Source organism: Pseudomonas sp. S1(2024), assembly GCF_046557535.1.
Genome location: NZ_JBKGFP010000088.1, coordinates 73,935 through 88,937, shown reverse-complemented (window position 1 = coordinate 88,937; position 15,003 = coordinate 73,935). Strand labels below are relative to the sequence as shown.

Annotated in this window: 11 protein-coding genes and 1 pseudogene; 3 read left to right on the top strand and 9 right to left on the bottom strand. The window is 54.6% G+C overall.

Going from position 1 to position 15,003, the window contains the following annotated elements:
• The 6 genes and pseudogenes from ACLCGK_RS24575 to ACLCGK_RS24550 form a co-directional block, all read right to left on the bottom strand.
• A partial coding sequence (locus ACLCGK_RS24575) for a T6SS effector BTH_I2691 family protein (RefSeq protein ID WP_410952607.1) occupies positions 1-2,176 on the bottom strand: 2,176 nt, incomplete at its 3' end.
• Positions 2,177-2,356: 180 nt separating this feature from the next.
• Positions 2,357-3,181 (bottom strand): annotated as a pseudogene (locus ACLCGK_RS24570) (LysR family transcriptional regulator); the annotation flags it as partial.
• Positions 3,182-3,485: 304 nt separating this feature from the next.
• Positions 3,486-5,684, bottom strand: a complete 2,199-nt coding sequence (locus ACLCGK_RS24565; RefSeq protein WP_410953142.1) for a TniQ family protein — start codon at positions 5,682-5,684, stop codon at positions 3,486-3,488.
• Positions 5,681-6,655, bottom strand: coding sequence for a TniB family NTP-binding protein (locus ACLCGK_RS24560; protein WP_410953141.1), 975 nt, complete (start codon positions 6,653-6,655; stop codon positions 5,681-5,683). The genes ACLCGK_RS24565 and ACLCGK_RS24560 overlap by 4 nt, the downstream gene beginning before the upstream one ends.
• Positions 6,612-8,555, bottom strand: coding sequence for a transposase (locus tag ACLCGK_RS24555; RefSeq protein WP_410953140.1), 1,944 nt, complete (start codon positions 8,553-8,555; stop codon positions 6,612-6,614). The genes ACLCGK_RS24560 and ACLCGK_RS24555 overlap by 44 nt, the downstream gene beginning before the upstream one ends.
• Positions 8,552-9,121: a Tn7 transposase TnsA N-terminal domain-containing protein gene (locus tag ACLCGK_RS24550; protein ID WP_410953139.1), complete on the bottom strand. Its 570-nt coding sequence runs from the start codon at positions 9,119-9,121 to the stop codon at positions 8,552-8,554. Before ACLCGK_RS24550 ends, ACLCGK_RS24555 begins: the two co-directional genes overlap by 4 nt.
• 733 nt (positions 9,122-9,854) lie before the next feature.
• Here ACLCGK_RS24550 and ACLCGK_RS24545 point away from each other — a divergent pair.
• Positions 9,855-10,511, top strand: a complete 657-nt coding sequence (locus tag ACLCGK_RS24545) for a hypothetical protein (RefSeq protein WP_410953138.1) — start codon at positions 9,855-9,857, stop codon at positions 10,509-10,511.
• A gap of 46 nt (positions 10,512-10,557) precedes the next feature.
• Here the strand turns inward: ACLCGK_RS24545 and ACLCGK_RS24540 are convergent, their stop codons facing one another.
• On the bottom strand, positions 10,558-11,544 hold the full coding sequence (locus ACLCGK_RS24540; protein WP_410953137.1) for a DNA-binding protein: 987 nt from the start codon (positions 11,542-11,544) through the stop codon (positions 10,558-10,560).
• 172 nt (positions 11,545-11,716) lie between these two features.
• Between ACLCGK_RS24540 and ACLCGK_RS24535 the strand changes: the two genes are divergently transcribed.
• Both ACLCGK_RS24535 and ACLCGK_RS24530 read left to right on the top strand, forming a co-directional pair.
• Positions 11,717-12,622: a site-specific integrase gene (locus tag ACLCGK_RS24535; RefSeq protein ID WP_410953136.1), complete on the top strand. Its 906-nt coding sequence runs from the start codon at positions 11,717-11,719 to the stop codon at positions 12,620-12,622.
• A 148-nt stretch (positions 12,623-12,770) separates the two neighbouring features.
• Positions 12,771-12,899, top strand: a complete 129-nt coding sequence (locus tag ACLCGK_RS24530) for a hypothetical protein (protein ID WP_003253468.1) — start codon at positions 12,771-12,773, stop codon at positions 12,897-12,899.
• A 124-nt stretch (positions 12,900-13,023) separates the two neighbouring features.
• Here the strand turns inward: ACLCGK_RS24530 and ACLCGK_RS24525 are convergent, their stop codons facing one another.
• Both ACLCGK_RS24525 and ACLCGK_RS24520 read right to left on the bottom strand, forming a co-directional pair.
• Positions 13,024-13,230 (bottom strand): hypothetical protein, encoded by a 207-nt coding sequence (locus ACLCGK_RS24525; RefSeq protein WP_410953135.1) that lies wholly within the window; start codon positions 13,228-13,230, stop codon positions 13,024-13,026.
• 208 nt (positions 13,231-13,438) lie between these two features.
• Entirely contained in the window at positions 13,439-14,977 is a 1,539-nt protein-coding gene (locus ACLCGK_RS24520; RefSeq protein ID WP_410953134.1) for a TolC family protein, read from the bottom strand.
• Between the last annotated feature and the right edge of the window lie 26 nt (positions 14,978-15,003).

The following is a 15,003-nucleotide window of genomic DNA, read 5'->3' as shown; positions in this document are numbered from 1 at the left end:
CAAGCGCCTCCGGGTTGTCCTGATGCGTCTCTTGCAACGCTCGATAGTTCTTGCCCAGGCTGTCCTGATGGAACCACATGCTGCCCAAGGCAAATAGCAGCCCGACGCTTCCGCTACTCGCTGCAGCATCCCGCAGGCTGCGCATGGCATCGCTTGCCACGCTTTGCGCGGCCGTAGAACTGATCTTCAAACCACCCGTAACCTGCGCACGCAGCGTACCCGCACCAATCGCAACATTGCGTACCAGCGCCCCGACGCCGCCGGCTGCACCCTCGCGCAACTGCACCAGCCGCGCCTGCAGGCTCTCGGCGCTTTCGAGCGTCCAGAGCATCACCTCGATCATCTGGCTGCGGTTACCCGCTGCCGCAATATTGATCGCGCCACTCAGCACCATGGCCCGCACCTTGCGGCCCAGTGGGTCACGGAACTGCTTGTCTACCTGCTGCAGAAACGCATCGGTCCGCGCCTCCAGGGCCTCGTTGAGCAGGCTCATGTACTCGCCCACTGTCAGCGACACCCGCAGTGGGGTCACCTGCTGCCCGGCGAAGAGTGCAAACGCCGAGCGATGCACATGACCGATCAGGGTCTTGGTCCGTTCACTCAGGTGCTGGCTGAGCGCATTCCCGGCGCTGTTGGTCGCGGCCAGCAACTGGCCAACGGCATCCTGTATTGGCTTGATCATCAACAGCTGGCCATCGGCGGTACCGGCGATGCCCTTGATGATGTCGTACACCTTGCCGAAGTCGTCCCCGGACAGCGCGCTGGCCACCTGCTGCATCAGCTTCTGATTCTTGGCCAGCAGTGCCTGGTACAACAGGCTGCGGTCGTCTTCCAGCAGCTGCTGCCAGATATGCTGGGTGATCCCGAGCGGCTGGCCCTCCTGCGGCAAGGTTTCAGTGGGCCCGCCGGCCAGGCAGGCGGCCATCATCTGGATGAAGTACTCCACCGAAACGGGGGAGGTCGCGTCATAGTCGTAGTAGCCGATCTGCTGAAAAGCCCGCTTGGCATAGTGCCGCGCATACAGATCGCCAACCTGGTCGATCATCGACTGCCAGTTTTTCAGTTCGCGGTCGTAATCGGCCTGGAACGCGGCGCGGGCGCTTTCGTCGTAACGCTCTTCCAGCCGCTCGCGGGCGTCCTGCTGCTTGCGCGCGGTGTTGCGTTCGGTCTGCGCGTCGATGTCCACCGGCGGCAGATACGCCTTGGCCGCGATCGGGCTGTCGTTCCACTGCTCGACCTGCCGGGCTTCCCGCTGCGCGTCCTCGGCACCTTGCACGGCCGCCATGGCCGCGTGCAATTCGCGGATGCCCAGTAGTGCTTGCGAGGTGAAGTATTCGAAGTGCCGCTGCGGCTGCGCCCGCCATTCCTGCAGGGCCTGCACCCAGCCAGTGCGTTGCGCGTTGAGCTCCATGACCATGCCGACCGGGTCGGGCAGCGTCAGCGCCAGCACGCCATTGGGCAGTTGTTCCTGCTCGATGACATTGCGCACATGCGTGCGGGTTTCATGCCAGCGGCCCAGGCGGCTGTAAAAGCCATGAACGCTGGTAAACCTGGCAGAAGAAAAGGTGGAGAACTCCAGCACCTGTTCCAGGCCGAAGCGGAAGCTGTCGGTCATGGCGATGCCGAGGCTGGCAGGGTCGTTGCGTGCGGTGTTCAGGTCCACCTCGACGAAGCGGGCGAGGGTGCCTGGGTCACTGTCGGCGATGCCTTGCCGATAGCGGTCGAGTACCGCACGGGGCCAGGGGTCGTTGGCGAAGGCGATCCAGGCCTTGCGGTAGAGCAGGGTATCGATGTTGATGAACGAGGCGATCACATCGTGGCCTTCGGTGGCGCATACCTTGGGTAAAGACCTGGGTGGCCCAAAGGGCATCTGCGATACCGGAAAACGCTGCAAGGTACCTTCCGCCGCTACTTCGTAGGCCTGCCAGATTTCCTGGTCGAGCAGTACGTAGACATAACCTTGGCGCAGGAGGCGCAATTGGTCGGTGTGCATCGGGTGGAAGATGATTTCGCTGTCGTCTGCCAGGCGATAGGGGCGCCCTGTGTCCGGGCGTGGGGCGTAGGCCTCGCGCAGCAGTAGAATCGGCAGGCCGGAGCGTTCGCAGGCATTGCAGGTGCCGTAGGTGTTGGGGATCTCTTCCTGCATGGCGATGTGGATGGCTTTGCTGATGCTCATCAGGAGTTCCTTTCCAGTGATTTGACGCAACGGCCAAAACACTAGCGAGGAACGCCTTCGCGGGGGAGCAATGGGCTTCCTAAAACGTTGTAGGATTTTTCGCTTTAGTGCCCCTGTAGGAGCGGCCTTGCGTCGCGACGGGCTGCGCAGCAGCCCCAGGATCTTGCAGGCGATAAAGGCCTATTGCCCCAACATCTGCCGCACCAGCCACTGCCCCGCCGGCCCGAGCGCGCGCCGGCTCGACCAGGCCACGTCCATGTCTACCCGTCGCGGGTACCCGGCCACCTGCAACTCCACCAGCCCACTGCCAAACCGTGCCACCAGTGCCCTGGGCAGTTCGGCCCAGCCGAACCCGCGCACGGCGAACTCCAGCAGGGTGAGGTAGTCCGGTGCCGACCAGGCCTGGCCACGACCGTGGTGCAGGCTGGGAGCATAGGTCTTGATATACAGCTGCCGGACGTTCTCCAGGTGCTGCGTCTGCACCTGGGGCAAAGCCGCCAACGGATGCCCGCTGGCCACGTACACCCCAAACTCTGCCTGCTCGGGCAAGCGTGCCACGGCAACGTCAGCGGGGTAGCTGGGCTGGGTGGCAAGAATGCCGACGTGTGCCAGGCCCTGCTGGATCAGCTCGATCACATCGGCATCTTCCGACGGGCCGCAGCGCAGCTCGGTATGCGGGTAGTGCTGGGCGAAGCGGGCCATCACCGCGCCCTGGAAGGTCACGCTGTAGCTGTCCGACATCACCACCGAGACCAGTGCCTCGATGTTTTCCGCCAGCCGCACCGCCAGGGCATCGAGCTGGGCGCTGGCATCGAGAATCGCCTCCACATGGCTCAGCACCTGCCGCCCAGCCTCGTTCAGTGTAGGGTGGCGACCGCCACGCTCGAACAACGGGCAACCCACATCGGCCTCGAAATTGGCGATGGCGATGCTGATGGTGGACTGGCTTTTGCGCAACTTGCGCGCCGCCGCGGAGAACGAACCCAGCGATGCGGCTTCGACAAACGTTCATTTTCAAGACGGTTTGAACTTTTAATGCTCCTAGGACTGTTTATTTCATGGTTTTTTGTAACGCTATGTCAATAAATATAATACTGATGAAATATTATCGTCGCAGCTTGAACTGTATGACAAGGTAAATTCAGGACGGACTGTTGCATCTCTACGGGCAGGAATAGAGCCAGCGCATAAAAGGGGTACTTCCATTGGTGATTACAGGGTCTAGAAGGGTCAGCCCTTCAGGAGAAGGGTTGGGCTCGACGGGATAGGTGACTTTTGATGGGTGAAGTTTGGGTGCTCACTCATTTTGTTACATAGTTTGTGATCGTCCCTTTCCATGCCGCTTCATGAGATAATTCTTTAAATTGGCTGGAGATCGTGAGTTAAATTCGACACGGTCGTAGATCGCAAGTGTCGGGTTTTTAAAATAAGAATCTGGGGTGAGGCCGAATAAGTTAAGAACTTTGACGAGGCGCGGAGTGTTGGCTGTAGGGAAGCCATGGCTATTTAGTATTTCCGGAGAACAAATGTACTTCTGCTTAAAGTCCTTAAGCTTGCTAGATGTATAATAAGAACCCCGTGCTCCAGCGAGTCGCGAAATGTATCCGTGTTCGGATATTTTGAGTAAGCTATTTCTGCCTAATCCAGTGAGTTTGGCGGCGCTGTGGGTGGCTAAAAAATAGTATTCATTGATGGGTGGGGTGGCCAGTTTTCTCAAGAGTTGATCAATTTGGGTAGAGTTATAAAGTGGAATAATAGTGTCTTTTTTTACTCTAAGGTAATGGCATGGATGAATGTGTAGGCATGAAAGAAGGTCTTGGACGTAACGTTTAGACAAGATACCTTTTTTTTCCAGATCGCTAGCAGTAAGGTATAACTTATGGAAGTGCAAAATCTTTGTCTTACTGATGAGCATTTCTGTTTTTTGAATTTGAGGCACTTCTTGAATTAGACCCTCATGGACGGCCAGTCTTAGATATTTGGCGTCGGTGCCATACTCACAGGATGCGTCTCGTACAGTCATCAGAGAGTTGCGCGCAACAGGGCCGAGATCGGTCTCTACTGTTTTTGGGGTTATTTTTTTTGATTTAGTTATTGGGGGCTGAGGCAAATTCTTACCAGCGTACGTGGCAAGATAATTGAGGATTCGCTCCGAATCTTTCACCTCGAAAATCCAGTTGCTGACTAGTAGTGAGCCATTGTACGCCGGACTTATATGAAGCGCGTCCTGAGCTCGTCGCAATCTTGTGGTGGAACAGCCACCTCTTGACTTTATATGTCGAGCTGTCTCGTATTTAGAGGTAAAATGATTGATGTGCTCTACTTTGAAATATGAGTTTCGCTTGAATCCATAGCTGTGAAGTACTCCATTCTTGATAAGAGCTCTCAAGGCGTCCTTTCCAATTGCAAGTTTGGATTGAACTTGTCGAAAGCTTAAGAGGTTTTTCGGGTTTTCCGGAAGTTCGCCAAGTAAAATGGCTCTGCGCTGATTTAGGTGGTTGGAGATTTTATTGGCCTCATCGGCTGTTAGAAATTTTTCATAGGTGGTCACTCCGGGTGGGAGGCTGAGTTTACGGCATCGCGTCATCAGTGTTGAAGATGTGTTTAAGGTGTGTTGTATTTGCCGTCTGGTTAAGTAAAAGGGAGGCACTTTTAAGTTGTGTGTTGCAGTGGGATCTGGAGTGTTTAACAGGAACTGGTCAATCGCCTGCTGGACTTCCGGTATTGAAATCAGCCCAAGCCGGGCAGCTATCCAGCGGGGTGCTGTGCTTGGGTTGTTTTCCGAAAGCTCATGCAAGAAGTTAGTCATTTTCGTCACATTGCCACTGAGAATCACAGATGCCGCCTTTAAAACATCTTGAGTGCACGAGGCTGGCAATAAAGACAATTCGGGGTGAAATCCTAGATCTTTACATAGCATTCGCAGGCTATCGAAGAGCTTTTGATTGCCGTGGCGTAAGATCGAAACTAAATGCTGCTCCAGTGTGCAGTTCTCGATTGGGCACGATTCGCAAGCAAGCGGCTTTTTGCACTTTATACATGTGCCATCAAGAGGGGATAGCCAACTAATTGGGTGTTTGCAGTGAGGGCAGGATAGCAAATACCTCCTTTGATGATAAGGGCAGCAGAGCGCAAGCTTGAATTCAGCGACCATGTATTCAGTGTCGCCTTCAAAGCATTTATCACAGAAAGCAACCGACGTGCCTCGTAGGTGGTGAGTGGGTATGCTAAGTGCTCCTATTTTTAGAAAGTTTTTTCTGGGCGGTACTGATTCCTCGTAAAAGTTCTCAAGCAGATCTGCTGAGTAAGGGATTGCTTCACGGGCGAGGGCCTGCGCCGTTTTAGAGTTTTTCTTGCATATTTCTGTCTTTCCGAAAGCCTTATCGGAGAAGTAGCGAAAAATAAACGACCGTAAACTTTTGTACCCGTGCTTTCGCGCTGTGCGTCTAATGATGCTGACGGGGCTTTCATCCGGTGAAGGAAATGGTATAAAAATCAACTTATTCATTTCGGAGGCTTGCTGTAATAATTGTCTATTATGGCTAAGCACTGAGGTCTCGTTAGATTAAATGGGTTCTTGGTTTTTCCTGCCAGGTTTCTGGGCAGCCTCAGTGTGTGACAAGCATCAACGAAGTCGCTTACGGTGAGCATAGGATGCGGTCGTGATACTGCAATGCTTAGAGCTTCGTAAATAACTTGGCGAATATATTCAAGAATTCCAGCAGAGGCGATGAAAAGTGGTAGAGCGATAGAAGGGGCCTGCAGGTGAACGGCTCCCTGCAATCCTAAAATTTTGTACATGGCTTTATCGAGTTCCGACAAAGTCATGTAGTATGGTGTCTCTAAGTTGTCTTCAAAGGCAAAATACTCCAAAGTGGCGGTATAACAGTACCGGCGTGCGAAGGGGGAATTTGCTTTGGCCTCGGTGATTAAAAGTTTTTCACAGGTTTCATCCCCGCATAGCGCGATAGGAATTTTTGTGAGGCTCAACAAGGCAACTACCCAGTCTAGGAAGGCTTGGCGAGTTTTCTCTGCGTCTGGCCTTAACAGTCGTTGGATTTCGTCAAAAATTAGCAATTCTACTCCAGCGGTATCCAGCTGACGTACCAACATTTGTGTGAGCTCTTGAAAGCTGGTGCGTGGAGGCATACAGCCTAATTCTTCAAGAATTGCAAGGCAAAAGCCTTTGTTTGTCATGGGGGTGCAAGAGGGGGAAACATAGAGCGCTGGGATTTTTTTGTGAACTCCATCCTTGGTAAGAATCTCCTGAGTAGGACCGAAGGAATCCCGGAACAGCTTACATAAAGTGGTTTTGCCTGCGCCGGTCATGCCCATAATGAACGCACAGCTGGGCGTACCCCGCAGTGCTGTGGCTTCCACTGATTTTTGAAGTTGCGAGTAAGCGATTTGGAAGTCTGGAAAGAAGATGACTTGCTTACTGAACGTTTTTAGCAGTATCTGTTGCTGGGAGTGGCTCATGATTGACCTCTCTCGTTTCATAGCATTCCGGCGTATATCGATGGAAATGATATTGGCCTGTATCAACTGGCGATGGCAGAGCTGGCGGCGCATTTGTTGTTGCTACAAGTGCTGTCGTCGGTATTTTCTTGAAGTCACCTCGTTCCTGGGATATTTCGTACCCCTTTCTCACACTTTTATTGTTTCTCAGTGCTATTTTCCTTAGAAGTTCCACCCGCTCGTCTAAGGCGGCCCTATAGTTATCCTCCTTCATTTTCCTACCGAGAGCCGCTTTGACCAAGTTGTGCATGTGCATGGTGAGGCCATCCTGATATTCCGGCGCGACGCCCATCACTTCATAAATTTCGGACGGGTGCTCTGGATCGCAGACCCAAGCATGGCCTAGCTCACTCTCGTCGTACAAAACCCTAAGTTTTTTCTTAGGTTTTTTTGCGGCAAGGTAGCTCACGGCGGGCCCAGTCCATGCCAGGCCTTTAAAACGCAGTCGCCCGTTGTTAGGTGTGATATAAGCGACGCACAGAAAGTGACGGAGGATCTCAGCTTCGTCATATTTCTTGAGAGCGAAACCCTGCTGCTCTTTGTCGTCTAGTGCCCACGCTTCTACGGGGGACATGCCCAAACCGCTGTGGCATTTTCTGTGGTACGTGCTATCAAGCCATTGGGAGAAGAAATCCTTGACTTCGCTCAGCGTGTAAATAGCATTTCGTTCCGAATCGTAGTGAGTAGGCTTGGAGAATGTAGCCCCACGCAGGCAGTTAAAAAATGATGTGTCCACAGTGTGGAAAAAGCTTTCGATGAACGGCTTTTTATCTGGTTCGCCTGGGCCGCAGAATGTGATATGTGCACCCATGTCGGCCAAGGTGTTTTTTATCCGTGAGGCGATGAATTCACTTCCATTGTCTACGCGGTAATAGGCAGCGAGCCCGCCGTAAGGATTACTGCGAATAAGAGATGTTTTAAGCGCCCGCAAAGTTTTTTCCGCACAGGGTGGATTGTAGGAAATATCCCACCCAACAAGCATGCGCGTTCTGACCTCTATGAGGCCAGTTAATTGAGGTCTGCCAATCAGTTTTCCTTGCTCATCGCAGGTTTGAACGTTCAACACCTTGGTGTCACCTTCAACCAATTCAAAGCGGCGAGATGGGCGTGGGTTTTTTCTGCTCCATCTCTGATTTTTGATTGCGTCGCGTCGCCCAATTTGGTGCAGGTCTGTCTCATAGGTGTCGAGTTCCGTGATTATGCGATAGAGCGTACTGGTGGAGGGAATTGCCAATTGGTGTTCAGCGTTAGATCCTTCGTTATGTGCGCGCAGTGACTGATCAATCGCGTCAATTAACTCTGTTTTAGTGCAGGGAGTTTCGGTGAAATAAAGCAATGAGATGTCATTTTTGATGACCGTCTGGACCTCTGCCGACTGCCGGTAGAAGCGGTGCAGGTCGGCTGATCGGGTTTTGGGTGCCAAAGCAAGGCTGTTTTCTCCGCTGAGCAAGTACGCTTTCGTCCAGTTATATAGCGTAGAGTAGGCCGGAGTTTTTTCATCACCAAGTTCTAGAGCAATTGTACCCGCCAATTCACCCACCCCTAACCGGGGTAAGCGCCCTCCAAATTTCTCCAAAATGGCTTTAACATAGCATAAGCGTTTGTCCAGCTTTATCTTGTGCGCCGGAGTCAACGCAGCGAGAATGCACGTCGCGTTTAAGGAAAATGGCGCTTCTTGGAGCTTTTGAAAATCGTTACGTTGGTGGGCAAGTACCAGTTGCTCGAAGCTGTGATAGATTATGACTCGGTTTGATTCGAGTGAGCGTAGTTGTATCCGATCACCCCGCACGTCAATGATCTGAAACTCTTTGCCGTGGTAACGGTAGCGCTCACCGATTTGAATTGATAGGTGATCGCTCATGGTGCGATCCATATACGACTGTTCCGTTGGATTGGTCGATGCAAATCCACTTGTATACAATCATGAAATAGGGCATGAGCAATCGCCTGCTCGGCGACACCAATCTGAACCAAATACGCGATGGTACTGTGTTGGTCGGGTAGTTGCTGAACCACTTTTCGTACCACCTCATCGCTGTGAGATGTGCCGTCGTAGCCCACATGGTAAAGGTAACGCAGGTTGATAATTACCCCATTGGGGCGGATATCGTCCTCCTCTACAACTCGGAATGTGATTTGATGAGCATCGAAGAAGTTTTCCAAGGTGGCGCGTCGCCGCAACCAAACGGAGTCTGTCGCTCCGGTTCTGCTTTTAACCTCGTAAATCACCACAGTATTATTCGCACCACACAAAGCTAAGAAATCTGGTGTGTAGCAGATGTTCTCGTCAGCCAGCCTGAGGGTGAATGGCTGTGCCTGGTAACTATTTATCTGATGCCAACGCTCAAGGTAAAGGCAGAAGTCCGCCTCTAGCAGTGTTTCGCATGCCATAGGGCCATGGTTTTTTACCGAGGCAAAGAACGTCACTAGTCGTCCATATTTTCCACGCCTAATTGGTGCGCGAGTGTGTAATGAGCATTCGGACTCAGGCAGGTCGATATACTGTCGAGGCTCCAATAAATCCATGCTGAAATCTCCGCCACGATGCACAAGTTTCAAAAAACCTATCATGTACGCTATCAGTAGTGAACGATCCACTATATGGAGCCTACTGGTTCTATCGATAGGCAGAATCTATGTGTTTGATTTATATATAAAAATTTGTACTCTTTAAGTAAGCGGATATCAATTTCGCTTGGAGTTATCGGCCGGCATGAGCGCGAGGGGCTGATTTGGGTTTGGCGTGTGTCGTGTCAATATTGTCTCTGAATGTATGCATTGTGCATACCCTTGCTTTGTGGTCTGTCCGGTTTTTTAATCTGTTGTTTTTATTGTGGTTTTTTAGCATCTTATGCGTCGATGTTAGTAGTTTGATGCTGAGGTTTAGGGCGGCAGGGTGCCATTATAGGCTTCCTTTATATAATTAAAATAACTGCAGGAGGGCGCTTGAATGTGTCGACAATCACCCGTGGCATCTCTCCGAGCGTGCGTCTTAGCACACAGGTTGGCAGACCTTTGGAGATGCCCTCATGCCGGTCAAGGATTGGCCGTCGCCGGGACGGCGCGTTACCTTGCCCGTCATAAGCTGCTTGATCCCAAGGGCTCACCTAACGACAAATGGCGGAAGCTCCTGCAGGGACGCCCTTTGCGAGATTGGGCAATGCTGGAGTTGCAAGCTATAGAACCCGAGTTGTATGGCACCATTCACGATCGCCTATGGCTGGTGCTCCATGATCTCTGGGATCTTCGCCATCCCACAAATGCGCTTGCTCTGGCGATGTACGACGAGTACAGCGGTGGGCAACCAAAGCGATGTGAAACGGTGATGCACCGTATATGCGGCTGCCCCGACTGGCGTAGCCTGGGTGCCGTACTCGCCATCCTGGGAGCGGACGCGAACGTTTTGACGGCCCCTCGGGTTTGGCTGCAGCAGCATTTCTTCACTTACTTCTTATTGATGTGCATGATGGAACCGGCATGTTTTGTACGGAAAGATTTGTACGATCTTCTCGACGGTCTAGTCGGGCGTAGCATGCTAGCCGCAATCGACGGTTGGCCACCGGACTTGTTGGCTTTTGTGAAGGCGTGCCAGGAAATGGAAAATTTTGGTATATGGCTGCAGAGTCGAGGTCACTCTCGTGGTTGGGATCTGTACACGGCTACCCTCATACAAATGCTGTGGCCGCTCAAGGCGCAACGCGACCTCGCATTACATGAACCCGGTAATGACTCCGCGATGATTTTGGTTGATAGCCACAAGCGACGCGTGGCCGAGGCAGTCAAGCAGCACAAGGCTCATGTGCGTTGTTTTCGGTAGCTTGCAACGCGCCGTAATACCTGCAGAAGACCGCTGGAAAAGCCAATTACTTTGGCTGGCCCTCTGTAAAAGGTGGAGTATTTGCAATGACCAACATGTCACGTAGGTGGGCTATCAGCTTCGCTTGGGCTCTGAGTGTACGGCGGTCTTCGCGATGATCCTTCATGTAGCGTCGAGCTTTCTCACGGACAATTGACAGCTCCACGGCCAGTGCTTGGCGATCGGCTTCCAGCGCCTGAGTGTCGTGTTTCTGCTGTCGAAGCAGTAATTCACCTTGCTCGAGCGCGCGGGTTTGTTGACGGGCATCACGTATCCAGGTTTGTTGTGCCTGTGTCAGACGTTCTAGCTCACGGTACAACTGAGCCGATTCTTCCTGCTTTATCCGCAATTGTTCTTGCGTGTGGCGCAGTTCCAGTTGCATTTGTTGCATTTGCTGGTCATGGCGTTGGACTTCCTGTTCACGCTGCGTCAAGTGCTGCTGTCGGTAATGGGCTAAGGCATCACGTGCTTGTTGGTGCTTGTTTTCCAACGACTGCATGAACTGCGCGCGTTCTTCCAAGAGCTGCGCGGCATGCTGTTCCCCCGCAAGCAGGCGCTGCCGCTCACCTTCCAGGTGCTGCACCTTTCGCTGCAACGCGTTTTCCCTTTGTTGCGCTTCCCGGCGCTCTGTCGACAGCGCGTCATGGGCGAGTTGCAACTGTTCAAAGCGCGCCTGATCAACCGCCCGTTGCTGTTCATAGGCGGCCTGCTGCCGCTGCAGGCGGGCGCGGTCTGCTGCTACGGAGTCCTGGGCGTCGGCGGCAAGGCGCTGGGCTAGACTGCTAATAAAGCCCTGTAGCTCGTCATCCAGGCTGACCTGCGGTGGGTGTGGCTCGGCCGCCTGAAGCTCCTGGAGATAGCGGAGGATGGTGCTTTTCGAACCGGTGTTGCCCAGTTCCACCCGCACGGCTTCGATGCTCGGATGCTCGCCGCGGGCGAGTAAGGCATCGCGCGCTCGCTGTACCAGAGCCTTGTTAATGCCTGCGCGAGCCATGGGTTAACTCCGACGATTTCGTACCGTACAAGCAGTATGCCCGTACAGGTACGTTTAACCTATGCGCTGGATGTTTTGGACCGACGGGCTGACGTTCGAGAATGCTGAATTCTCGAACGTGAGAGGAGGTTTGAGCGGATTGTGCGCCTGAGCGCGGTACACGGGAGGTCAGGTGAGCGACGCGGAGCGCTATCAGCAGGCGGCACGCCGGGCCAGCACCGCGCGCCGCTATGCCCAGGCCATCGAACATTACGAAGGGGAGTGGGGCGGGCTGCTGCCAGCGTCAAGTGCCAGCGTGGTGCGCTACCTGGCGGCCTACGGTGCGCGGCTCTCTGCCAGCACGTTGCGCACGCACCTGGCGGCGCTAGCGCAGTGGCACCAGCAACGCGGTTTCGCTGATCCGACCAAGGCGGCCCAGGTGCGCGATACCTTGCGCGGCATTCAGGCGCTGCACCCGCAGCCGGTCAAGCAGGCGCCGGCATTGCAGCTGCAGGTCCTTGAAGCCAGCATTGAGGGGTTGAGCGCCGATTTGCACAGTGCACTACCCGCACTTCGACTGCGTGCCGCCCGTGACCAGGCGCTGATCCTGCTCGGTTTCTGGCGCGCCTTCCGCGGCGACGAGCTGTGCCGGCTGCAGGCGGAGCACGTGCGGATCGAGACGGATGAAGGCATGCAGCTGTTTCTGCCCAGCAGCAAGACCGACCGGGACAACCGCGGGCGCACTCTGACCATGCCGGCGCTGAAGCGCCTGTGTCCGGTCCAGGCCACCGAGCAGTGGCTAACACTCAGTGGCATCGAGCAGGGGCCGCTGTTCCGCGGGATTGATCGTTGGGGACATCTCAGCGCGCAGCCGCTCAACGCCAACAGCGTGTCGCGTCTGTTGCGCCGGGCGCTATTGCGCAGCGGGATCGAGGCCGAGGGCTATTCGGCGCATTCGCTGCGTCGTGGCTTCGCCACCTGGGCCAGCCGCAATCGGTGGAGCAGTGAGGCATTGATGGCCTATGTCGGGTGGCGTGATGTGCAATCGGCCGCCCGTTACATTGAATCCCACGCACCGTTCGGCGATTGGGCGCGTTGAATTTCTTTCAGAATCTTGATCGTGGGTTGTCTCCTGCATCGAGCTCTTACGGACAGCGCATCTGCGACGCTTAGCTTTGACAGCTTTAATAAGCTGTACTAGTTAAATAGCCGTACCTAACAAACCAACGCGATAAAGGAAATTTCGCATGAGCATCAAGCCAGGCCCGAAACGAACCAACGAAGATGGCACACCGGACAAAAGGCAGAGAGTCACGCCGGAAAAGCAAAAGGACCACCCTGACCTGAAGCCCCACAAGCATAAAAAGGGGGAGTAATACCAAAGCAGCTCGCGAGAGCTGCTTTTTATCTGCGGACTATTTGGCCTGCGTATCGAAGCCGCTGTCCTGTAGAACGCCGCTCAGCGCCGATAGCCGTTCGTGGAGCTTGGTATGGAGGCGGTTAATGGGGCGTTCGAGGACGGCTGCACAAGGCCCTGAGTTGATACTCGTTCACAGCCTGAAATTGAGCTTCTGCGATTAGACGCAACCGCTCGATCTCTTCAGCAGGGTGCCCAGACGCCTGCGCCTCGTGGTACTGCTTCATCGCTTCCACGGCGTCCGTATACATGGGGTGGTCAGGATTAAGGGCTGGAATTCTATACGTCATATAGCGACAGCGACCTCATTGAGCCTAGGGTATTAGTTTTTGCCCTCGTCTCGCTAAAACACTGAATAGGGTCGGATAACCTATGCTTCTCAGATCCAATATAGCTGAGCACACCGACCGTTGGTAAGCCTTTCTACACCTGTAAATGGTGGCCCCTTTAGGGGCGAGCGAGCACGCCCCTGTAAGTTTTGTTGTCAGAAGGGTTACTTCATCTAATCGCCTGCTGTGGTGTTATACCGGCCTTTCTTTCAAGCGCCAGGTATGAACCGGTTTGCTGTTCCATGGTACGTTGGATATCGCGTGCCAAACTTTTCACATCATGCCGCTCTATTTCCTTGGGCATTACTGAAAAACCTATCGAGTTATAAAGCCGGCCCCAAGCTGCTTGGGCATCCGAGTAAGCGGCCTCGCGCTGGTAGCGCGACAGTAACAAGCGTCCTTCTGCCCGTATCAGTTCCAGCTCGCTGCCCAAAGCGGCGCTGCGTGATGACTGGGCATAGTCAAGCAGGCTCTGGTCCACCCGCAGGCTTTCATCGGCAAAATCCACTTCCTGGCGGGCCAGCTGATAACGCAGCAGGCCCACGCGCACCTGGGTCAGGATGGCCATTGACAACGCTGTGCGGCGCATGTCGTCGGTCTTGGCCTGGCTCTCTTGAGCGGCTGTAATGTCCGGGTATTGGAGCAGGCGCAGCAGGTTCATCGAAACGTTGATGCCAGTCTGGTTCCAGTCGCTGTTGTATAAGTACTTGTTGGAGTCGTACTCGTAGCCATAATTGAAGCTTACATTTGGCCACAGCTGGGCCTTGGCGATTTTCAGGTCGTTCATGTTCACGCGCTTGCGGTACCACTCTTCCATGATTTCCGGGCGGTGCTCCAGCGATAGGCGCTCGAGTTTTTCAAGATTGCCGTTCACCAGCGGCAAAGGTTGCTCGCTGCTGTCAGCCAGAACCATGCGGGTGTTCGGTGGCAGCGACATCAGCGCGGACAGCTCGGCTCGGGCAAACTCCAAGTCCTGGCGGCGCACGGTGAGCATATACACCGAGTCGAGCAGGGCTCGCTGGTAGGCCAAAATGTCCTGGCGCGGCAGCAGGCCCCGACCTTCTGCCTCCCGGGCAGCGGTCAACGCACGGTGAGTGCGCATCAGCAGCCCGTCCACTTCCGGCAACAGCCGCTGGGCACCTAGGGCGCGCCAGTAGGCGTTGCGCACGTCCTGCAGCACGTTCTGGGCCACCTTCTCGCGACGCTCCTCGGCCATCAACATCTGGTCGTTCTTCTGCTGGGTTCGGAAATAGGCCACACCAAAGTCCAGCAGGCTCCACGATAAGCCCAAGCTGTACAAGGTACGGTAGCGCTCCTCGGAGGTGGACGGGCGCAAGCTTACCTGGCGGTCCTCGATGCCGATGGAGGTGCCGCCCGAATCGTTATTGCGCCCGGCGTAGCCGGCAGAGGCCACCAGCCGTGGCAGCATTTCGTGGCTGGACACATCGCGCAGGTCCGAGGCCAGCGCGCTCTCCAGCAGCTTCAGGCGGTAATCGAGGTTGTACTTGAGCGCCCGTGCCGAAGCTTCGTAGAAAGTGATCGGTCCGTTGACCGGCTCCTGCTCCTTATACATGCGCGCCTGGTCCTCGATCACCCGCTGGCGCATCTGGTCTTCGGTGTAGGGTTTGGGCTGGAAGGCCGAGCAGGCTCCGAGCAGCAGGCCAAGGGTGGTGAGGGTGCTCAGGCTTCTCAATGTCGATACCGGCATACGCTGTCCTTATTCAATCCGTGATG

Coding starts and splice junctions, on each gene's coding strand:
- ACLCGK_RS24545 (WP_410953138.1), top strand. CDS start 9,855: ATGCTGGAGTTGCAAGCTATAGAACCCGAGTTGTATGGCACCATTCAC.
- ACLCGK_RS24555 (WP_410953140.1), bottom strand. CDS start 8,555: ATGAGCGATCACCTATCAATTCAAATCGGTGAGCGCTACCGTTACCAC.
- ACLCGK_RS24520 (WP_410953134.1), bottom strand. CDS start 14,977: ATGCCGGTATCGACATTGAGAAGCCTGAGCACCCTCACCACCCTTGGC.
- ACLCGK_RS24565 (WP_410953142.1), bottom strand. CDS start 5,684: ATGAATAAGTTGATTTTTATACCATTTCCTTCACCGGATGAAAGCCCC.
- ACLCGK_RS24530 (WP_003253468.1), top strand. CDS start 12,771: ATGAGCATCAAGCCAGGCCCGAAACGAACCAACGAAGATGGCACACCG.
- ACLCGK_RS24525 (WP_410953135.1), bottom strand. CDS start 13,230: ATGACGTATAGAATTCCAGCCCTTAATCCTGACCACCCCATGTATACG.
- ACLCGK_RS24560 (WP_410953141.1), bottom strand. CDS start 6,655: ATGAGCCACTCCCAGCAACAGATACTGCTAAAAACGTTCAGTAAGCAA.
- ACLCGK_RS24540 (WP_410953137.1), bottom strand. CDS start 11,544: ATGGCTCGCGCAGGCATTAACAAGGCTCTGGTACAGCGAGCGCGCGAT.